A 19,927-nucleotide genomic window follows, 5' to 3' on the forward strand; every position below is an offset into this window, starting at 1 on the left:
TAAATTCCATCCCTGCAAATACGGAATAGAGCAAGCGCGTCTCGTTTCTTTAAATGTAGACACTAGCCGCGCACAGACGACCATGCGAACTTTTCGCTGCATGGGTAAGAAAATGTCAAGCTTTAAGTGCCTGGACTAGCCAACGTCTTTATTCTACCGATTTCATCGAGACAAGCCCTTATGACCTTCCAACCTGTTAAACTGACTGCCCTCATTATACTTTTAGCTAGCGTTGCTACGCCCCCCGATTCGGCGCAGGCAGCAGCATTGGGTCAAGTAACGCCTGCTAACCGTCCAGCGACCCTACTTCTTACACAAGCACAGCCTACTCCTGTTGCCCGTCTGCTCAAGGACGGCAATGCCTTGCTGAATGAGGGTAAGTCGGAGCAAGCGCTATCTTTGTTTAAGCAAGCGCTAGACGCTGACGCAAAAAATGTCCAAGCCTGGATTGGTCAGGGCACTGCGTTCTACAATTTGGAGCAGTATGACGAGGCGATCGCTGCCTATAAGCGTGCCACAGAACTCGATTCGCGCTCAGTGTCTGGCTGGGTCGGGCTAGGCAATGCATTGGATGACAGCAAAAAGCCAGAAGATGCTCTGAAAGCTTATGACACAGCGCTGAAAATTGACGCTAACGATGCCAATGTCTGGTACAACCAAGGTGTAACGCTCAGTCGCCTACGCCGCTATCAGGACGCACTGACTGCGTACGATAAAGCGATACGCTTGCAACCAGCCTATGGAAGTTCCTGGTACAACCGAGGCGTAGTGTTAACCAAGCTGCAACGTTATCCTGAAGCGCTTGCGTCTTATGACCAGGCAATAAAAATCGCCCCTGATCGCGCGGATACCTGGATCAATCGCGGGAATGTGCAGTTTAACCTCAAACGCTATCAAGATGCGGTTAAATCCTACGATCGAGCCATCACACTCCAAGCAAGTAACGAAGATGCCTGGTTTAATCGTGGTGTTGCCTTAGCCCAACTTGAGCGTTATCAAGATGCGATCGCGTCCTTTGAGAAAACGCTTAAAATCAACCCCAACAACACAGATGCTCGCGAAAACCGCGATCTCTTGCTCAAGCAAGTGGGACAACTTAATCAAGACGCTGTGTAAGTGAGCGAAGCAGGCACTACTTGATGCCCAGCTTGCAACAATACTTGAACAGCTCTCTTCAAAACTGATTGCTTCACCAAAACGTAATCTGTGTTGTAGGCAGAGATAGCAAAAATGCTAATGTCAGCGGTCGGCGGGATGACTGCTTGGGTACACATAATCGAGAGTTTGTCCTGCGTCCGCGCCACAGCAAAAAATCCTTGCAGACTCCAAGCTGATATGGGCAGAGCGCGATCGAGCTGACAGATAGCAAACACCTCTTGCAAGATGGCAAGAGTAAGTTGCACGTCAGAGGTAATCAACCACCCGCGATCGCAGGAATAATGCTAACCTCATCGCCATCTTTTAGGGGGGTTTTAGCACCCTCTAAAAAGCGAATATCTTCACTGTTGACGTAGAAGTTGACGAAACGACGCAACTCACCTTTGTCATCACATAACCGCGCTTTGATGCCGGGACAGCTTGCTTCCAGCGATTCCAACAAATCAGAAACGGTATCAGCGTTACATTCAAGCGTTGCCTGATTGTTCGTCAGCTTTTGAAGTGGAGTCGGAATAAGAACTTTAATGGACATGGGTTGAAAAGATAAAAGGATAAATCATGAAATAGCACAAAGATGAAGTAAGAAAGGGCTGTTTTGACGTTTTAGCCTTCAGCCCTTATCCTTCTATTCTTAAACTAAAACTTGCTGCCATTCCAAGCGCTCTAACGTGTGTGAGCGTTCGAGTGCCCGCTCAAAGCTGTCTAGTTTGGGTTCGATCGTAAACGGTTCGCCGATGTAACCCTGCATTGCTTCTTGGGTTTTTAGACCATTGCCTGTGATGTAAACAACTGTCGTTTCATCAGGATCAATCTTGCCAGCTTCCACTAGCTTTTGCAGCACTGCTACAGTCGTGCCGCCAGCAGTTTCGGTGAAGATGCCCTCAGTTTCTGCTAATAGCTTGATGCCTTCAATAATTTCGGCATCGGTAACAGATTCAATATTGCCGTTGGTCTTGCGAGCAATGTCGATCGCGTAAACCCCATCTGCCGGATTGCCGATCGCTAGTGATTTAGCAATGGTGCTGGGCTTCACAGGTGTTACAAAGTCACGTCCCTCACGGTACGCCTGGGCGATCGGAGAACAACCGTCCGCCTGCGCGCCGCTAAAGCGCACGTGCTTATCAGCAACCAATCCCACATCTACAAATTCTCGGAAACCCTTATAGATTTTCGTGAAGAGAGAACCTGAAGCTAGCGGTGCCACAACATGGTCGGGCAACTGCCAGCCTAGTTGTTCTGCCACTTCATAGCCCAGCGTTTTGGAGCCTTCAGAATAGTAAGGGCGCAGGTTGATATTGACAAAGCCCCAACCATGCGTGTTGGCAACTTCAGAACAGAGGCGGTTTACCTGATCGTAATTGCCCTGCACCGCCATCACGGTGGGACCATAAATCAATGTGCCCATAACCTTACCAGCTTCCAGATCGGCAGGAATGAAGACACAACAGTCTAAGCCTGCATGAGCCGCGATCGCCGCTGTAGAGTTTGCCAGATTGCCAGTGCTAGCGCACGAGACAGTCGAAAAACCTAACTCTTTTGCCCGCGTTAGCGCTACTGATACCACCCGATCCTTAAAGCTAAGGGTGGGCATATTCACTGCATCATTCTTGATGTACAGCTTATTCAAGCCAAGGCGACGTGCCAAGCGTTTCGCCTGCACGAGCGGTGTCATACCTGTACCTACGTCGATCGGCTGGTTGGTTTCAACAGGCAAAAAGGATCGATAGCGCCAGATCGAATTTGGTCCTGCCTGAATCGTTTCGCGGGTCACTGTTTGACGTAGAGCATCGTAATCGTAAACAACTTCCAAGGGACCAAAGCAGTACTCGCAGACGTGCATAGCCTTGAGTTCGTACTCTTCGCCACACTCTTTACACTTAAGCGCACGAAAGGTTGCAGCAGATTTGGTTTTTGGTTGAGTTGCCTGGGTCATAGTCAAAAGCTCTCGGTGATGGTGAAGGACACGATTAAAGACGAAGTTCGATTGATGGTAACACGGGTAACAAAACCAGTCAAACATACCCGACCTTTTTTATCGGGTATTAGTGCTGATGAGCATTTCAGCCATTTTTACCGCGAATGCCGTAGAGAAGTGCCATATATCCTCTAAACGAAGAACGTCATCTTTACTACAGATAAAGTTGGCATGGTCTGACAAGCTACTCGCAGCTTTAGTCTGCCAGTCATAACTGCCAGTTAGCAGCGTAAAGGCTGTGCCAGAACAGCAGTATTAAGCGTGATTGAGTATGCTTCTGCAAAAACGCAAGTGATGTACAGCGAAACACATACTGCTTAGGGCAATCTTTGCAACCTGAAACAGTAACGAGAGCCGTAGTACAGGCACATACTAGCGAACTAGTCCGAGAGGGGGATGGTCACTTTGTCAAACAGTTGTTATATTTTGTAATAACAAGCGGATCACTAATTCTGACTCTTGGGAAACCGTAAGCAGAAGCAGCGAGCGCTAGAAACGTCCAACTGAAGCGATTCGCTATTGGGCGGTCAAAACACACTCTCTCAAACTGGAGCCGAATATGAGCCAACCTGTTGACCTATCTTTAGAACAGCAATTCAGTATCCGTTCCTTTGAATCCCAAGTGCAGAACATGAGCCGTGAACAAGCTCAGGACTTCCTCGTCAAGCTCTACGAGCAAATGGTAATGCGTGAGAACATGTACAAGCATTTTCTTAAGCACCAATGGGGATTAGAATCGGGTCCTCAGTTTCAGTAGCGTTTTCTGCGCTGTGGACGACCTCTATCTCTTGCTTTTTTCAGACTTAATGGAAGAGAGCTGGGGGTGCTGGGGCGTCAAGTGCAGTCTATTTAGTTTTTTTGATTGCCAGTACTGCTAATTTAATTTGCTTGATTAACGTTTTACTCGTCTTTCTCAAGCGTTGATGTCAGCTATCATCTTGAACAGACCTTTGTCTTAAATGACTGGAAAACGCTGTCTGGCTCCGATCAGCGCGTGCCGACCAGTAAAAAAGCATTTAGCCAAAACCAATACCTTAATGAAATCACCACGCTGTTTTGTTCTGCAATGGTAGTTTAAGGACAGGTGAGCTGAAGAGCGCTTGCCAACCTGGATACCATGTTTCAGCGTTTAATAATCTGTACAGACTTTTCGGACGGACTGCACCGCCTCGCAAGCTTCGTGTCTAGCTTTGCAGAAGGTGGTGTGAAGCAGCTTGTCTTTTTGCATAGTGTTCCGTATGTTGAGCGCAACAACGTTCCACGGATTAATGAGGAAGGGATCAAGCAGGCACAGGAACGCTTGAGCACTGCGCTGAAAAACCTTCCTCCGGGCATTGATGTACAAGTGGAAGTCGAGTGTGGTAATCCGGTTGACTTGATCTTAAAGGTAGCTAATAAATATGCGGCAGATCTAGTGCTCACTGGCACCCCAACCCGCAGCCTTCTGGCAGAAAAATTCTTTGGTAGTACGACTGTCGCGCTGGTACAACGGTTGACAGTGCCCTTGATGGTGATGCGTCCGCAGTTGATTGCAACTTATACAGCGGAGGAATTGTCTTTGCGCTGCCGTCATCTGTGCCGCTACTTACTAGTGCCTTACCATGGAAGTCCTGCCTCAAAGTATTTGGTGCAGCAACTGAAGCAAAGCTTTCAACCGTCGATCGAGTTACAGCTACACCTATGTTGGGTTGTGGATGGGATGCGACGGCGCGACGTGCCTACCGACCATCAGCTTGCCAGCGCACGTAAAGAACTGGAGACGATTGCCGCTGAACTAAGAACGGCAGACATAACGATCGATCCGGTCGAAGTTCGGGAAGGCGACCCACTGACAGAAGTATTGGCAGCAGCACAGGAAGCCAATGTCAGCGCGATCGTTACGTCCTCAAGCGTACCCAATAAGCTGTTGAGTTGGTCTGCACCACAGTTTACAGACGAGCTGTTGCGTCGGAGTTGGCATCCAATTATCTACTTCCCACCGTCGCGACAGTAAGTAGAAAGGCTAAATCAAACACCACTGAAGGACCGGGTTTCGACTGCGCTCAACCTGCCGACACGCAGGACTAAGAGCATTGAGCGAAGTCGAGATGTGTCTCTATCAATAATTACGCCCAGCGACTTAGAAGCATTGCAACCTGTCCTTACACTTGATCAAAAATTTTGATCAGAGCTGCACTGGGTGGAATATATTGCCGTAGTCCCTTTTAGGTCTAGTGCAGGGTTTGACAAAGCAGCAGGCGATCGACGTAGAAGCAGTGGCACTACGACTACCAGCCAGTAGTGGCGTGGGAAATAAGATTTACAACATTAAGATCTGTTCGCTTTAAAGTTTTGAAGGGTTGGGTCAACAATTAAAGAGACTTGTCTGCATAGCTGTACTGAAGTGTCTCAACCGTCTTCTCAAAAATTCACAGCGTCTGAGGCTCAGAAAGCCAAACAGTACGAATCCATGCAGGCAGAGCTACGCAAGCAGCAGCAACAGATGGCACTGTTTGGTGAAGTGACGCTCAAAATTCGGCAGTCGCTTCAGCTCGAAGATATTTTGCATACGACTGTGACAGAGGTGCAGCGCCTTTTGCAAGTCGATCGCGTGTTGATTTACCATGTCTTACCTGATCACACTGGCAAGACCATTAGCGAGGCAGTGTCGCCAGAGTATCCGGCACTAATGCATTTAGAGTTTCCCGAAGAAGCGTTTCCTCAAGACTATCAGCAGCTTTATGCTCAAGGACGAGTGCGGACGATCGCCAACGTACGCGATCCGACCGCTGGTTTAGCGACTTGTTTAGTGAAATTTGTGGAGCAATTTGGCATCAAAGCAAAGTTAATTGTGCCGATCGTCCAGACGCTTACAGTTCAAACTCACGGTAATGCTCTTGTTCAGCAGCACCTCTGGGGTTTGTTAATTGCCCATCAATGCCAGAGCACCCGACAGTGGGTCGAGTTTGAGCGAGAGCTCATGCAACAACTGGCAGTGCATATCAGCCTTGCCCTCTCGCAAGCACAACGGCTAAAACAACTGGAAGCAGTTATAGAAGCCCGTACCGCAGACCTGCAAGCAGCTCAACACAATTTGCAGCAGGAAAGCAACGGGCGGATGCAAGCAGAAGCTGCCCTACGTCAAAACAATGAGTGCCTAGCTATCATCAGCCACGAACTGCGAACACCGCTAACCTCCTTGCACAGTGCCCTCAAAATTTTGGCGACTGGGCGTTTAGGCAACCTCTCAGCCAAAGGGCAACAAATGCTGACGATCGCGGATGCCAGCACTGAAAGGCTTGTGCGGCTAGTCAACAACGTACTCGATTTACAGCGGATTGAGTCTGGTAACCTCATGATGCAACGACAAGCGTGTAATGCCGCCTACCTGCTCACTCAGGCAGCAGAGGCAATGCAACCGATGGCAATGCAACACGGCATTACCCTGGTGACCCAGCTAGAAGATATTTCTGTCTGGGCGGATGCTGATTACATTCTGCAAACGCTGACCAATCTACTTAGCAATGCCATCAAGTTTTCACCCCCATATGGCAAGGTCTGGTTGAGCGTTGCCCGTTCCGATGCCCTCTCTCCGTACCCTGCACCCGCTCAGCAAAACATCTCGATGGTGGGTTCAACTGAAAGCCACGATCGTAGCCTAGACGAAACCCTACACCTCATACCCAAGCCCGTTCGGCTGCATACTCACGCCGAAACCCAAGCCCGTTCAGCTGAGTTCATGTCGAAGCCACTCCCCACTCCCGTTCGGCTGAGCGCTCACGTCGAAGCCCACTCCCCGCTCCCTGAAGCAGTCTTCCGTATCCGTGATGAGGGGCAAGGCATCCCAGAGAATCAACTAGAACGTATTTTTGAGCGGTTCCAACAGGTCGATGCCTCCGATTCTCGCCAGAAAGGGGGCACGGGCTTAGGGTTAGCAATTTGCCGCAACGTTATTGAGCAACACAGCGGCAAGATTTGGGCTGAAAGCACCCTGGGCTGTGGCAGCACCTTTGTGTTCACCCTGCCTATGCCCAGGTAGAGACGCGTAGACAGGCGCTTCCTCCGATGCTCCTACCAAATGCCCTAATGCCCTAGCTCGAACCGTTTGCAACACGCTGTGACTAGCAGTTCTTACCTAGACGGAAGGACACCTTGCAGCCTAGATTCATTAGCTGCACCACAATTGCCGAGAAAAGGCTATATGCTCATTCCCAATCTCAGGTAGTGGAAACTCATGCCCACCAAACGAATCTTAATTATTGATGATGAAGAAACCATTCAAACCGTAGTGCAATTTGGCATCCAGATGAGCGCAGGATGGGACGTTTTGCTTGCCAGTTCGGGGGCGCAAGGCATTGTCATTGCCCAGACTGAACAACCCGATGTCATTTTGTTGGATGTTGTGATGCCTGCTATGGATGGTCTTGCAACGTTCAAAGCGCTCCGATCTCATCTTGCGACAAAACATATTCCTGTAATCTTTTTAACGGCTAAGGTGCAAACGGCAGCAAGGGGTCAATTCGATGGCTTGGGAATCAGTGGTGTCATCACAAAACCATTCAATGCACTGCATTTACCAGAGCAAATTGCCCGCATTCTCCATTGGTAGCGATCGCCATGAAAATTCTGCTGGTTGAAGATGATGATGTCCTGATCAAGGTGCTGACGAAAACGCTGAAGGCACATCACTACATTATTGATGCTGTCAAAGATGGGGAGATGGGATGGACTTATGGGTCGACCTTTGAATACGACCTGATTGTGTTGGATGTTGTCTTGCCTAAGCTTGATGGCATTAGCCTATGCAAACGCTTTCGTGCTGAGGGCTATGTCACCCCTATTTTGCTGCTGACCTCTCAGACGGCAAACTCCGCTAAGGTACAGGGTTTGGATGCGGGAGCGGATGACTATGTGGTGAAACCGTTTGATCAGGCTGAACTAGCAGCTCGGATGCGGGCATTGCTACGGCGGGGTAGTCCCAATCCCTTTCCACTGTTGACGTGGGGTGATTTAATGCTGAACCCCAGCACCTGTGAGGTGAGTTATCGGGGTCAACGCCTTGACCTGACCACAAAGGAATATGAGTTGCTGGAACTGATGCTGAGAGATACTCAGCACGTTTTTAGCTCAGATGAGTTGCTGGATCATCTGTGGTCGTCAGAAAAGTTTCCGTCTGAGGCAACAGTGCGTTCCCATATTCGGCGGGTGCGCCACAAATTAGCGGCGATCGGTGCGCCCCAGGACTTTATTGCCACCTTACATGGACGCGGTTATTACTTGAAAGCGCTTCAAACAGAGGTAGCTATGCCGACAATAACCCCTCCACCCTTACGATCGCCCTCCCTAGAGGTTGCCTCTGAACCTAAGATTGATTGCTCGCACGACAGTACATCCTCCTTACCCGTTGACGATCGCTCAACCACTGCTCAACAGCAATATCTTGCCTTTCTCAACGAAACCTGGACGACAACACAGCCCGATAGTATCGACCAGGTAAGAGTTTTGCTCCAGGCGATCGGAGATTTGCATGCCGACCAACTGACTCCACAACATCAGACGCAGGCACAACACCTGGCACATAAGCTAGCTGGTACTCTGGGCATCTTTGGCTTGCATAAGGCAGTTCACCTAGCCCGCCAATTGGAGCATTGGTTGGGCGGTCAAGCCCCCCTACCTGCCAACCAGGCACCGTTAATGAAAGGGCTGGTAACGGCTCTCCAGCAGGAAATCGAGGCTACAAGCCAGATTCAACCGTCTCAAATCCCCAGTGGGCAGTCACCGCTACTCTTACTCTTAAGCGATAACGAGTCGTTGAATCATGCGCTCCAAGCCATCGCCGCGAGCCGAGGTGTTCAGGTTGAGCTAGTGTCTCCACTCGCACTGGATACGACCTTGAGTGCACTGGATGCCACGATCGACGAGATTGGACAAGCACCTGATGTCATTCTGTTGCACCTGTCCATAGATCGAGCGATGTACAGCCACTTAGGTCAGGCGCAACCGCCATCTCTTTTGCAGATTTGCACTCAACGGTATCCAGCTTTGCCGATCATAGTTATGGGCGATCGCCAGGAATGGCGCACTCGGCTAGAGGTGGCACGGCATGGTGGCAAGCTCTTTCTAGACACTTCAACGTCACCAGAACAGGTGATTGCTACAGTTGTTGATTTGTTGACACGATCAAAACTGCCCACCAAGGTCATGGTCGTCGATGACGATCATCATTGGTTACGCACCTTGCCTACCTTACTGAAACCATGGGGATTTAAAGTTACGACCCTGGCTGATCCGCAGCAATTTTGGACTGTCTTGCAAGCTGTCACCCCTGATGTTGTGGTTTTGGATGTCAATCTGCCCGAAATCAACGGCTATGAACTGTGTCAGATGCTTCGCAGCGACCCTGACTGGCAACGATTACCTGTATTATTTCTAAGTGCGCTGACAGATGCCTCTAGCCAGCAGAAAGCCTTTACCGTTGGCGCAGATGACTACTTACATAAACCGCTGATGGGAGGGGAATTGGCAACTCGGATTCTGAATCGCTTACAGCGCGTGCAAGCTTATCAGGGTTAAGATCGCATCGTCTTGGCACTAGCCTTATGTTGCCTGACACCAAATTATTAGCTACGTATTCAAATAAAACTATTAACAATTTATGGAAGGGTCATTAAGAAGCCGCCAGCATCCTCTGATTTGCCGCTTGGCGGACACCATTGAAGACGTTTGGCGGCAAAACCTTGATCTGTCGCCGTATAGCGTGCCAGAGGATTTGGGCTATATCGAGGGCAGTTTGGAAGGTGAACGCTTAACGATCGAAAACCATTGCTATCAAACGCCACAATTTCGCAAACTGCATTTAGAACTGGCGCAAGTAAGCAACGGCTTAGATATTCTCCACTGTGTCATGTTCCCCAAGCCGGAGTATGCGCTGCCAATCTTTGGTACCGATCTGGTAGGGACTCTCCGTGGTGGCATCAGTGCTGCAATCGCCGATCTGTCGCCCATCCGAATCGATCGTACCCTGCCCGATCGCTACCAGCAGGAGTTAGCAGCGCTGACTAAACCCCAGTTTTCGCAGCCACGCGACTTGCCAGAGTGGGGCAATATTTTTTCGGATTTTTGTCTGTTTGTGCGTCCGGCTAGCGATCAAGAAGAGGAGCAATTTCTCGATCGGGTACGTGCTTTCCTTACCCTCCACTGCCAGATTGCTAGCAGCGCAACGCCCCTAACTGCACCACTCGATATTCATGACGTTCTAGTTGGGCAACAAAACTACTGTACGAAACAACAGCAAAACGATAAAACCCGCCGCGTGCTGGAAAAAGCCTTTGGCAGCGAGTGGGCTGATCGCTACATGAACACCATGCTTTTTGACTACGTAGCAGTTTGATGAGCAACGGTTGAGTTTAAATCAGCACTCAGCACCGTACATTAGTGTTCCAGATTCGCCAACCAGCTTTCTAACGCTGGCAAACCGGAAAAATCCAACAACGCCTCACCGAAATCTTCTAGTTGAGCGATCGACAAACCCTGAATCTGGTGCTGCAACGCTTGTGGGACAGTACCCAAGTGTTGGGTTAGCTGCCGCACAATTAAGTTAACCTCTGCTTACAGTCCTTCCTGCAATCCCTGCTGCAACCCCTGCTGCAATCCTTCCTGCAATCCCTCTCGAAGAATTTCTTGATAGATGACAGATTCTTTCATAGTGGCGCTCCGAAAAAATTGATGAATTTGTTCGCTATCAAAGACTAAGCCTGCAAGTAACTGGGCGCAGGTTGAGATCGTTTACCACAGACTGCTTGGCTCGATTATATTCACCTGCGCTGCCACTTGTTGTAATAAAGCAGCAGGCACGTCTGTTTGCGTGAGAACGGCTAAAGGTAGCAAACTGGGAATGCTCAACAGGGTTGTAGGTTCCTCTTCCCAGATCCGGATTACCCGGTGGCGGTGAGCGGTTTTGGTAGCAGTGAAGCGATCGATGAAGACGGCTTCTGAAGTGGTTGGTTTAAGGAAAATAACGACCTGTTCAACCTCACAATTGTACTGACGGTAAAACCTCACCCAATAGTCCAGCATTCTGATTGGGAGAGAAGGGCTGGAATGTGGCAATGTTTGAAACTCTAAATGCAAAATTTGGTTGCTTGCCCGCAAAAAGATGACTGAATCTGCTCGAACTGGCTTAAGGCTCAACTCAGTTTTGAGAATTTGAACATCTGTTGAAGCGGTGCCAAGCAACCACTGAGCAGACGTTTCAGGATCTTACTCAACTAGATATTTGAGTGTGTTGTCATATGCCATACAAAAGTGAGAAAACGACCCATCCAGCATCAGCGCGGTACTGGCACTTGGCTTAATAAGGCACCAATCACTGCATCCACTTGAAGTCCGTCCAACTGCGCTTCGGGGCGCAAAATAAAGCGATGTCGTAAGGTTGGTGGGGCGATCGCTTTGATATCATCTGGTGTCACGAAATCGCGCCCGCTTAGCCAGGCATTTGCCTTACTTGCCTGGAGCCATGCCACTGCCGATCGCGGGGAAGCCCCCAATGCCAGATCAGGGTGCTGGCGCGATCGCTGCACCAGTCCCAGCAAATAATCAATTAAGGGGTCAGTTACTTTCACCGATCGTACTGCCTGCCTTGCCGCCAAAATTTGTTCGACTGAGAGTAATGGTTTTAGCTTTACCAGGTCTAAGCGCTTAGTTTGCAAACCTGTTTGGCTATTCAGCAACATTTGTTTCTCTGCTTTTGGCTCGGGGTACGCCACGATAAGCTTAAAGAGAAAGCGATCGAGTTGCGCTTCTGGTAGCGGGTACGTACCTTCAAATTCGAGTGAGTTTTGCGTCGCAACGACCCAAAACAGCTCTGGTAGCGCCAAACTCTGCCCATCCAGCGTCACTTGCTGTTCTTCCATTGCTTCTAGCAGCGCTGCCTGAGTTTTGGGCGGTGTGCGGTTCACCTCATCTGCTAGCAAAAACTGGGTAAAAACAGGTCCTTTTTTAAGGGTGAAGTTTTTAGTATTCAGGTCAAAGATGTTTGTGCCGAGAATGTCGGAGGGTAGGATGTCGGGCGTAAGCTGAATGCGGCGAAAGTCTGCCTGCACCAATTGCGCCAGCACCTTGACTAGCAGCGTTTTGCCCGTTCCTGGTACGCCTTCTAAAATGACGTGCCCACCCGCTAGCAGCGCAACCATAAATTGGTGCACTAGAGCAGTCTGCCCAACTACAACCTGGCTAAGGGCTTTGGAGAGGCGATCGAAGGTGTCGTTAAGTTCAGACATGAGGAGGTAAGGGGTGAAGAAGTAGAGGAGTGAAGGAGTTAGAAAGGCAGAGGAAGCTGGGGAGACTGAAAAAGCAGGAGAGGCAGGGGAAGGGAGGGAACTTGAATGAACTCAAAACTTTTATCCTTTAGCCCTCCTCCCTGCCGCTACAAAGCTAGCTGTTTCCGAACAGTCTGCATTGCCTCTAGCAACTTTGACAACTCTGCTTCGCTGCTTCGACGTGGGTGATTGGTAGAGTTTAAGGCAGCCTCTAGAATAGCGGCGGGTTGACCAGTTTGTTGAGTCCAGGCATCAAGTAGCGTTGGCAGTGGGAGTGGTTCTGTACCTAGCCCCAGCGCTTTTTGGATTGCAAGCTGCTCTGCTTTACAGATGGTATCCACGACAAATTGATTGCTCTCAGCTTTCCGTAAGACGGCTGACATAGCTTGAATATATGCCTCGCTGTTGTCAACGATCGGGGTTGTGAGGGCGATCGCAGGACCGAACCGCCGATTTTGTCCCCAAAGGAGCACTAGCATCATGACGGTTACTTGAATCAAGACCAGCAGCAGGGGTGTTTTTGCCAGATAGCTGACTAAATTGCCATCTTCCTGCTTGATAACCTCTGCGTCTTTGTAGCCATGTGAGTATTCGTCTACCCAAATGGGCAGTTTCGTAGCTGTAACCAGCGTTGCCAAAAACTCAAAGTTACCTGGGGCATCTTGATAAGCATTGGCTGTTAGATGCGGTGTGGATGCAAAAACAACCCGTCCTTGCCCCATGGTCTGCTGCCAGACAACAGCACCAAACGAATCATTCAACAGTGGCTCGATTCTAGTGTCGCGATCGGTTTCGCGACGGCTCGTGTGGATTTGCACAGCACCAGCAGGACTGCCGATCGCGCTTTCAAACGGTGCTTTGGTAACTGGCGATTGCGCGCCCAGCAGTATCAGCACATTACCGCGTTCGACCCATGCCATGCTTGCCACCGAGAGAGGTTCACCACTACTGACTTGCAGCAAGGTAATGGGGGAAGAGGTAGAGGCGGCAGGGGAAGCAAGGAGTTCAGGGGAAGCAGTAACAGACATGCTTATCTGTGCGTCTCTGTGTCTCTGCATCTCTGCGGTTTGGTTGGGATTGGCGGTTTCGATCGTCGGCGTTTTTAGCTCGCTGGGTTGGAATAGCAGCTTTAACGGCTTCTGCCAGCGCTGAATTGTGACGCCTCTGGATTCCATGAAGGCATACCAGGCTCCGTAGCCATCGGGCGATCGACCATAAGTGGAGCCACTTTGCTGCTGCTTGCCACCTGGAGCCGCAAAGAGACTAATGATCATCAGCGCAGCCAGGGCGATCGCGAGTATCCAGATTTGTCGCTTGGAGAGCGTCATGGGCAAGGAGTGAGGGGAGAAAGGGTAAGGGAGAAGAGAAGCAGGGGAGGGAGAGGAAGCAAAGGGTGAGGAAGAGGAGCAGCAGTAAGAGGTTGGTGCAAGCTCAATTCAATGAACTCAAAACTGAAAATTCAAAACTCTCTCAAGCGGTTTCAATGTCTTGATAAGCGCGTTGGCAGCGATCGAACTCATCGGCTGAGATCTCGGCGTTGTCAAAGCAAAGTTGCTCGTGGGTGCGGATCAGCACCCGGTAAGGGGCGGAACGGGGTAACGTTTGGATAATTTGCAGGTATTCGCCGTTGGTGCGGCTGGGTTCGTGGGGAATGGGTTCGGTGTCATTTAAGCGTTGAAGTGCAGCCATATAGAGGGCACGGCTCGCTTCGCGGTAGTCACCTTGCTGGGCAAAGGTACGCGATCGCCGGAGCCATTCTGCCACCGTCAACGGGCGATCAGTGCGATCGGGTTGAACAACCTGCCCCTGTTGTGACGGCACCAGGGCACTAAGGTAGGGACGCAAGAACGTGTAAAGCTGCCAGCTTAACCAGCCCAGCATTGCCCCTGCAATCACCCAAAACAACAGCCGCAGCAACCACTCTGGCAAAATTTCATTAGGCAAACGGGCGCGATCGACAGGTGCAAACAGCCGCTCTAACCACTCACTCACCCGCTGCTGCATCAGCCGCAACTGCCATCCAATGCTGGTTTTCTCGAAGGAGCCTGCCATCGGTTCACCTTAATCGCGATCGAGTCTTTGCGTTCAGACTTTAATACTTGCCTCCTGCCTTCTACCTTTTGCCTCCTGCCTTCTACCTTTTGCTTTTACCTGCCCCTAATCCACCCCCTCTATCTCTGGCATCTCCACCAGAATGACACGCACACGCTGACCATCTTCAAGCACAGTAAGCTGCACGTTGTCAATTTGAAGACTATCGTTGGCTTCGGGTGGACGCTGCAACTCTTCAAGAAACAAGCCTGCTAGGGTTGCCGCTTCATCGCGCGGCAACTGAAGATTCAACTCGTTATTGACGGTCGCGATGCTAGCACGAATTTTGAAGATGCCTTCATGTTCACTAAGCTGACGAAATTCGCGTTCTTCTTCTGCATCATATTCGTCGCGAATTTCACCAACAATTTCTTCTAAAACGTCCTCTAGTGTTATTAATCCGGCTGTACCGCCAAACTCATCCTGCACAACGACCAGATGTAGCCGATTTTGCTTCATCTCTGCCAGAAGATCGGTTGCAAGCTTTGTTTCAGGAACGTAGTGGACAGGGCGAAGCAACTCTTGGATGCCCGGAGCGTCTTCTGCGCTAACGGGAAAGGGGCGAATGAGATCTTTAACGTGCAGTATGCCTACGATATTGTCCAGGTCATCCTCGCAAACGGGCAGGCGAGTATGAGCATTCTCAGACACAATCTGGCAAGCATCTTGCAAGGATGTAGTGGTTTTAAGGTATTGAATCTGCACTCGGGGCACCATGATTGCCCGTGCCGTGATGTGGCTGAGTTCGACAGCACCATGAATGATGCGTCGTTCTTGTTCGCCAACTGAGCCACCTGCAAGCCCAGCATCAACCATCGCTTTAATTTCTTCTGTGCTGATGGCTTCTTCTTCTTCGTTCGCTGCGTTGCCTGCCAGATCCAAAATCAAGTTGGTGGTTAGGCTCACAAGCTTAACCACAGGAGCGGTTAGCTTTTGCAGCAGACGCAGCGGACGAATGCAAACCAGCGCAAAGGACTCAGCATGACGGATTGCTAGCTTTTTAGGTACCAGCTCGCCGAAGATGAGACTAACAAGGGCGATCGCAACCGTCACCCCTACTAGCGCCACTTTTTCGGCTGTCGCTTCGGGGATAAATGGACTCAGCACCTTTGTCAGTGGTGTTGCCAAATTTTCAGCCGCGAAAGCACCGTTAAGGAAGCCCGTGAGGGTAATCACCAGTTGAATCGTCGCTAAAAAGCGGGTGCTGTCTGCCGTAGTTGCCAGCACCAGACGGGCACGACGGCTACCCTGATCAGCCAGGAGCTGTAGCCTCACATCACTCGCTGAGACAAGAGCGATCTCTGCGGCGGCAAAAAAGGCATTGATGGCAATCAGCACAAGGTTGATGCCAATCAAAAGCGGAATATTGGTCGCTGTGTTCATGTTGCAGGTTGGCGAGCGGATGTCCAGACTCAAAAAGACACATCCAACGATCGAGCCAATAAATCATAAAAAAGAACTCTCCAAAGTTTAGCGCCTATCTTGTGACCTTTCTTAAAGGGATTCCTACAGAGGGGCTAAGGCACCGTCTATACCTGCTCTAGCTAAGCAGCTTTCGCACGCGCGAAGCATCCGTTCGCCTGTGGTACAAATGAATTGTTTAAGGGAGAAAATATGCATCCAAGACTTAATCTTGTAACGTTGGGAGTGCATGACCTGTCGCGATCGCTCCAGTTTTACCGCGATGGCTTGGGCTGGAAACCTTCTAGCGCTAGTCAAGCAGAAATTGCCTTTTTTCAGCTTGGTGGACTGGTGCTAGCGCTGTATCCAAGAACAAAGCTAGCAGAGGATATAACGATTGATGCCGTAGGAACAGGCTTTCCGGGGATCACGCTAGCATACAACGGCAAAAGTCGGGCAGAGGTCGATGAAGTGCTACAGCTCGTTAAACAGTTAGGTGCAAGGGTTGTGAAACCGGCGCAAGATGTTTTTGGGGCGGCTATAGCGGTTATTTTGCTGATCCAGATGGGCACCTTTGGGAAGTTGCCTGGAACCCCTTTTTCAAGTTCGATGCGGCTGATCAGCTCATTTTGCCTTGATACAAGAGAGTTGTTTCTAGCGTGGGTTTGTTCCAAAGATCGCGGTAGTGGCACGTTGCAGTCTGTTCAAGCTTTTGAGAGAGCCGTACACTAAGCGGGCTGCCGCGATCGGCTGCTTCACCATACCCCACGCTAACGGTAGCGGTTGCAGGGCACCATCCTGGTCGATCGCGTTAGCAAGATTAGGCAGATCATGCTGTGCGTTATCACTAACGACACGCAGCATGGCAACCGTTGCACCCAGTTGGTAGAGGCTATCGAGTGCAGCAAAGCCCTCCATATCAACTACATCTGCTGCGTAGTCTTGGGCTAACTGGTGTTTTTCTTGGGCAGACGAAACCAGGCGATCGCTCGTCAAGGCTCTAACCAATGCTGGCGTTGTCAGTTTTGTGTGCAGCCAGTCTGTAAGAGCCGTATCACAGGGCAGCACGGAGGCAGGATGTGTGCGATCAACGCATTCTCGGTACAGCACTACGTCGGCGATCGCGTAGCGCGGTATAAGCCCACCACACAACCCCATCACCAAAAGCTTCTGTCCAGCAACAATGCGCCCCACTTTCTGCTGAGCGTGCAAGTACTGACGCAAGGGTGCTGACCCGATCGGGATGGGCAAAACAATTCCTGCTGCTGCCCGACCAATGCCCCGACAGACGGCTTGATATTCTGCCCCTTGCGGCACCAAAATTAGATCAATACGCTGACCCATGCACCATCCGCCAAAATTGCTGTGCCCTGATACTACAGCAAGTTGAAGACTCTCCTCTCCTGCCGCCCTTGTCCTTCTACCTTCTGCCTTCTGCCTTTCGCTCTGCAATGATTCTCCAACGCTGTAGGATTGGCACCGCATGATTGTTGTGTTACTTGTTAAGGGTTAGTACCAAGGGATCAGGGTTATTGATATGACGAGGTTGCGTAAGCAAGAGACTTCAATCGTCTCCCTGACAATACTATTTACACTGTCTTTTGCTGCAAGTGTAGCTGGTGGCGTTGTCGCATCCAAGGCGACGGCTGCTAGACCGCTAGCAGGGATGTTGATGATCAATCCTATCCTGGGTCAGACGGCTAGTACGATCGCCTTTCCGCTGCCAACAAACGTACCTGTAGGCACCTCAATTCGCATTGGTGGTTCCAGCGGTATGGGGACGATCAACCAGGCGCTGAAACAACGCTTTGAGCAACGATTCGTTGGTACGAAGGTTGAACTGAACACCCAGGGCACAGGTCCAGCGATCAAAGACTTGATGGATAACAATGCTGACTTGGCGGCGATCGGTCGTACGCTCATGCCGCAAGAAAAGGCGCAAGGGCTGGTAGCGGTGCCAGTCTCACGGCATAAAATCGCCATCATTGTGGGTGCCGAAAATCCGTTTAAAGGTGGGCTGACGTTTGAGCAGTTCGCCAAAATCTTTCGAGGTGAGATTAAAGACTGGGCACAAGTAGGGGGTGAACCGGGTCCCATTCGGTTTATCGATCGCCCCGGTAGCAGCGACACTCGCCAAGCCTTTCGCAACTATCCAGTTTTTAAGCAGGCACCCTTTGTTACAGGAAAAACTGCCCAACAGCTTGGACAAGATAGTACTAGCCAGGTAGTAGAGGCACTTAAAGTAAGTGGTATTGGCTACGCGATCGCTGACCAACTGAAAGACTACAGCAATGTACGAATCGTCCCGATTAACAACACGCTGCCGAGCAACCCCAAATATCCCTTTTCCCAACCGTTGATTTACGTTTATAAAGGACCGCAGCCAAATCTCCCAGCGCAAGCGTTCTTGGGTTACGCCGCTGCACCTGTGAGTCGTCAAACGATTGAAACGGCGCGGAAAGAAGCAACAGCAAGCGCCACGAACCCGGACGTTACATCCCCTAGCCCGCAAGAAACGATTCCGAGTCCTCAGCCGGTGTCATCGGATGTGCCCGTGCCGTCAACGGTAGCACAAGCCCCCAGTGTGAACGGAGACACTGACGCACCAACAAAGTCGTGGCTCTGGTTACTGGCGCTACCACTCTTAGGCAGCTTTGTTTGGTGGGTACTGAAAAATCGTGATGCTGAGTCTGAGCTAGCAGAACCAGAGCTGGAGGAAGACATTGAAGAGGGCTTTATTCCTCCTACAGTTAACCCTATGCCGACCGGGGAGCCACTAACGGAAGCGTCAATCGTACCTATTGCTGATGTTGCTGCGCCACTGCTCGGAGCCATTCAACCACTGAGCAGCAGTCGTTTAATTCTGGTGCCCCGCGACTGCAAGAATGCGTATGCCTACTGGGAAATCCCTGCTGAGGCACAAGCGTCGCTACAGCAGCAAGGTGCCCAGAGGTTGGTCATACGGCTCTACGACGTAACGGGCATTGACATTAGGCGACAACCGCCAGAAAGTCTTCAGGAGTTTGAGTGTGAGGCTCAGGCACAAGATCGACATCTCCCGATTCGGACGGACGATCGAACGTATCTTACCGAGCTTGGCTACATTGCGGCTGAGGGACGCTGGCTCCAGGTTGCTCGATCGGAGCCTGTACACGTACCTGCTTGCCCTGTGGCACAAAAGGCGATCGCGCCGGATGCCGCAAGCGACGAGATACCAAGTGACAGTGTAGTGTTGGCAGATGGAACACTCTCAACAGAGGGTGCTGCGTCTCCGGTCATTGCTGTCGATCGCAGTGGATTGTATGCTACTGCTGACGACAACCAGCTTGTGCAGGAACCCTATGCTACTAGCACTGCCTTGCAAACAGGTGAGATAGCACGAGCAAGCGCCTGGTATGACGAGTCTGAGGATGCTGCCTCGTTGACCGCTGACACGATAGCAAAGGGTGAAGTGATGGATGGGATGGTGTGGCATCGATCGCTAGAAGCCATCGCCTCGGAAACGCCAAACATTTCGGAAACACCAGAACCAGTCTTCGCAGCAAGCGCTCTTGCCGAGCGAACGATTGCCGACAGCTCTCAGCCGACGAGCCAAAGTCAGCTTATGCTCATTCCTCGCGCTGACCAAGCTTTATACGTATATTGGGAAGCAGATCAAGCCGAAAAAGATGCGCTAAAGCAACAGGGTGGGCAGCAGATGGTGCTACGAGTGTATGCCGCCACTGGTACAGGCAATGCTTTCCCTCAAAGCGTGCAACAGTACTTTTGTAATGACTGGGATCAGGATCAACATGTCTCAGTGCCCGTTAGCAACCTGGAATACATTGCTGAACTAGGCTACATGGCGCTAGATGGACGCTTTCTTATGCTGGCGCGATCAACACCGACCTGGGTTCCTGGTGCGTAGGGAGTTTGTGGGCGATCGCTGGGACAATGGGGTTGAGACGTTAGCGCTATGCCAGCTTACGCTCGATCGTTTCAACGCCGTCGGTCATTGCTTTATCTA

Annotated in this window: 18 protein-coding genes and 1 pseudogene; 9 read left to right on the plus strand and 10 right to left on the minus strand. The window is 50.7% G+C overall.

Annotated elements, in window-relative coordinates:
- Window positions 1–180 precede the first annotated feature (180 nt).
- Entirely contained in the window at window positions 181–1,116 is a 936-nt protein-coding gene (locus H6F76_RS27525; protein ID WP_190513133.1) for a tetratricopeptide repeat protein, read from the plus strand.
- On the opposite strand, the gene H6F76_RS31645 is transcribed toward H6F76_RS27525, so the two are convergent.
- The 3 genes from H6F76_RS31645 to thrC form a co-directional block, all read right to left on the minus strand.
- A complete protein-coding gene (locus H6F76_RS31645) occupies window positions 1,101–1,403 on the minus strand; it encodes an ACT domain-containing protein (protein WP_199322535.1) in 303 nt (100 codons plus the stop codon). The genes H6F76_RS27525 and H6F76_RS31645 overlap by 16 nt on opposite strands.
- Window positions 1,404–1,414: 11 nt before the next feature.
- Window positions 1,415–1,690: a MoaD/ThiS family protein gene (locus H6F76_RS27535; protein ID WP_190513135.1), complete on the minus strand. Its 276-nt coding sequence runs from the start codon at window positions 1,688–1,690 to the stop codon at window positions 1,415–1,417.
- A gap of 99 nt (window positions 1,691–1,789) precedes the next feature.
- Complete coding sequence (gene thrC, locus H6F76_RS27540) at window positions 1,790–3,091, minus strand: threonine synthase (protein ID WP_190446279.1); 1,302 nt, start codon at window positions 3,089–3,091, stop codon at window positions 1,790–1,792.
- A 601-nt stretch (window positions 3,092–3,692) separates the two neighbouring features.
- On the opposite strand from thrC, the gene H6F76_RS27545 reads away from it, so the two are divergent.
- The 6 genes from H6F76_RS27545 to H6F76_RS27570 all read left to right on the plus strand — a co-directional run bounded on the left by H6F76_RS27545 (window position 3,693) and on the right by H6F76_RS27570 (window position 10,502).
- Window positions 3,693–3,890 (plus strand): NblA/ycf18 family protein, encoded by a 198-nt coding sequence (locus tag H6F76_RS27545; RefSeq protein ID WP_190446278.1) that lies wholly within the window; start codon window positions 3,693–3,695, stop codon window positions 3,888–3,890.
- Window positions 3,891–4,250: 360 nt separating this feature from the next.
- Window positions 4,251–5,126, plus strand: a complete 876-nt coding sequence (locus tag H6F76_RS27550) for a universal stress protein (protein WP_190513137.1) — start codon at window positions 4,251–4,253, stop codon at window positions 5,124–5,126.
- 390 nt (window positions 5,127–5,516) lie between these two features.
- Complete coding sequence (locus H6F76_RS29910) at window positions 5,517–7,151, plus strand: ATP-binding protein (protein WP_347276140.1); 1,635 nt, start codon at window positions 5,517–5,519, stop codon at window positions 7,149–7,151.
- 195 nt (window positions 7,152–7,346) lie between these two features.
- A complete protein-coding gene (locus tag H6F76_RS27560) occupies window positions 7,347–7,721 on the plus strand; it encodes a response regulator (protein ID WP_190513139.1) in 375 nt (124 codons plus the stop codon).
- Window positions 7,722–7,729: 8 nt separating this feature from the next.
- The gene (locus H6F76_RS27565) at window positions 7,730–9,685 is read left to right on the plus strand and encodes a response regulator (protein ID WP_190513141.1); all 1,956 of its coding nucleotides are present in this window, start codon (window positions 7,730–7,732) and stop codon (window positions 9,683–9,685) included.
- Window positions 9,686–9,767: 82 nt separating this feature from the next.
- On the plus strand, window positions 9,768–10,502 hold the full coding sequence (locus tag H6F76_RS27570) for a phycocyanobilin:ferredoxin oxidoreductase (protein WP_190513143.1): 735 nt from the start codon (window positions 9,768–9,770) through the stop codon (window positions 10,500–10,502).
- A 41-nt stretch (window positions 10,503–10,543) separates the two neighbouring features.
- On the opposite strand, the gene H6F76_RS30740 is transcribed toward H6F76_RS27570, so the two are convergent.
- The 6 genes from H6F76_RS30740 to H6F76_RS27595 all read right to left on the minus strand — a co-directional run bounded on the left by H6F76_RS30740 (window position 10,544) and on the right by H6F76_RS27595 (window position 15,903).
- Entirely contained in the window at window positions 10,544–10,705 is a 162-nt protein-coding gene (locus H6F76_RS30740) for a DUF4351 domain-containing protein (RefSeq protein ID WP_347276146.1), read from the minus strand.
- Window positions 10,706–10,897: 192 nt separating this feature from the next.
- Complete coding sequence (locus H6F76_RS30745; protein WP_242036877.1) at window positions 10,898–11,188, minus strand: hypothetical protein; 291 nt, start codon at window positions 11,186–11,188, stop codon at window positions 10,898–10,900.
- A 251-nt stretch (window positions 11,189–11,439) separates the two neighbouring features.
- Window positions 11,440–12,390 (minus strand): MoxR family ATPase, encoded by a 951-nt coding sequence (locus H6F76_RS27580; protein ID WP_190513145.1) that lies wholly within the window; start codon window positions 12,388–12,390, stop codon window positions 11,440–11,442.
- A gap of 146 nt (window positions 12,391–12,536) precedes the next feature.
- A complete protein-coding gene (locus H6F76_RS27585; protein WP_190513147.1) occupies window positions 12,537–13,757 on the minus strand; it encodes a DUF4350 domain-containing protein in 1,221 nt (406 codons plus the stop codon).
- Between the two features lie 142 nt (window positions 13,758–13,899).
- On the minus strand, window positions 13,900–14,481 hold the full coding sequence (locus tag H6F76_RS27590) for a DUF4129 domain-containing protein (RefSeq protein ID WP_190513149.1): 582 nt from the start codon (window positions 14,479–14,481) through the stop codon (window positions 13,900–13,902).
- A 105-nt stretch (window positions 14,482–14,586) separates the two neighbouring features.
- Window positions 14,587–15,903 (minus strand): hemolysin family protein, encoded by a 1,317-nt coding sequence (locus H6F76_RS27595; protein ID WP_190513151.1) that lies wholly within the window; start codon window positions 15,901–15,903, stop codon window positions 14,587–14,589.
- A 231-nt stretch (window positions 15,904–16,134) separates the two neighbouring features.
- Here H6F76_RS27595 and H6F76_RS27600 point away from each other — a divergent pair.
- Window positions 16,135–16,559 (plus strand): annotated as a pseudogene (locus H6F76_RS27600) (VOC family protein).
- A 16-nt stretch (window positions 16,560–16,575) separates the two neighbouring features.
- Here H6F76_RS27600 and H6F76_RS27605 read toward each other — a convergent pair.
- Window positions 16,576–17,265: a phosphorylase gene (locus H6F76_RS27605; RefSeq protein WP_190513153.1), complete on the minus strand. Its 690-nt coding sequence runs from the start codon at window positions 17,263–17,265 to the stop codon at window positions 16,576–16,578.
- Between the two features lie 193 nt (window positions 17,266–17,458).
- On the opposite strand from H6F76_RS27605, the gene H6F76_RS27610 reads away from it, so the two are divergent.
- On the plus strand, window positions 17,459–19,828 hold the full coding sequence (locus H6F76_RS27610; protein ID WP_190513155.1) for a DUF4912 domain-containing protein: 2,370 nt from the start codon (window positions 17,459–17,461) through the stop codon (window positions 19,826–19,828).
- The last annotated feature ends 99 nt before the right edge of the window (window positions 19,829–19,927 follow it).

The organism is Leptolyngbya sp. FACHB-321 (assembly GCF_014695975.1).
Taxonomy (GTDB): domain Bacteria; phylum Cyanobacteriota; class Cyanobacteriia; order Leptolyngbyales; family Leptolyngbyaceae; genus Stenomitos.

What these genes read in the sequence shown, in the direction of transcription:
- H6F76_RS27525 (WP_190513133.1), top strand. Translation starts at nt 181, where the DNA reads ATGACCTTCCAACCTGTTAAACTGACTGCCCTCATTATACTTTTAGCT.
- H6F76_RS27535 (WP_190513135.1), bottom strand. Translation starts at nt 1,690, where the DNA reads ATGTCCATTAAAGTTCTTATTCCGACTCCACTTCAAAAGCTGACGAAC.
- thrC (WP_190446279.1), bottom strand. Translation starts at nt 3,091, where the DNA reads ATGACCCAGGCAACTCAACCAAAAACCAAATCTGCTGCAACCTTTCGT.
- H6F76_RS27545 (WP_190446278.1), top strand. Translation starts at nt 3,693, where the DNA reads ATGAGCCAACCTGTTGACCTATCTTTAGAACAGCAATTCAGTATCCGT.
- H6F76_RS27550 (WP_190513137.1), top strand. Translation starts at nt 4,251, where the DNA reads ATGTTTCAGCGTTTAATAATCTGTACAGACTTTTCGGACGGACTGCAC.
- H6F76_RS27560 (WP_190513139.1), top strand. Translation starts at nt 7,347, where the DNA reads ATGCCCACCAAACGAATCTTAATTATTGATGATGAAGAAACCATTCAA.
- H6F76_RS27565 (WP_190513141.1), top strand. Translation starts at nt 7,730, where the DNA reads ATGAAAATTCTGCTGGTTGAAGATGATGATGTCCTGATCAAGGTGCTG.
- H6F76_RS27570 (WP_190513143.1), top strand. Translation starts at nt 9,768, where the DNA reads ATGGAAGGGTCATTAAGAAGCCGCCAGCATCCTCTGATTTGCCGCTTG.
- H6F76_RS30745 (WP_242036877.1), bottom strand. Translation starts at nt 11,188, where the DNA reads ATGCTGGACTATTGGGTGAGGTTTTACCGTCAGTACAATTGTGAGGTT.
- H6F76_RS27580 (WP_190513145.1), bottom strand. Translation starts at nt 12,390, where the DNA reads ATGTCTGAACTTAACGACACCTTCGATCGCCTCTCCAAAGCCCTTAGC.
- H6F76_RS27585 (WP_190513147.1), bottom strand. Translation starts at nt 13,757, where the DNA reads ATGACGCTCTCCAAGCGACAAATCTGGATACTCGCGATCGCCCTGGCT.
- H6F76_RS27590 (WP_190513149.1), bottom strand. Translation starts at nt 14,481, where the DNA reads ATGGCAGGCTCCTTCGAGAAAACCAGCATTGGATGGCAGTTGCGGCTG.
- H6F76_RS27595 (WP_190513151.1), bottom strand. Translation starts at nt 15,903, where the DNA reads ATGAACACAGCGACCAATATTCCGCTTTTGATTGGCATCAACCTTGTG.
- H6F76_RS27605 (WP_190513153.1), bottom strand. Translation starts at nt 17,265, where the DNA reads ATGGGTCAGCGTATTGATCTAATTTTGGTGCCGCAAGGGGCAGAATAT.
- H6F76_RS27610 (WP_190513155.1), top strand. Translation starts at nt 17,459, where the DNA reads ATGACGAGGTTGCGTAAGCAAGAGACTTCAATCGTCTCCCTGACAATA.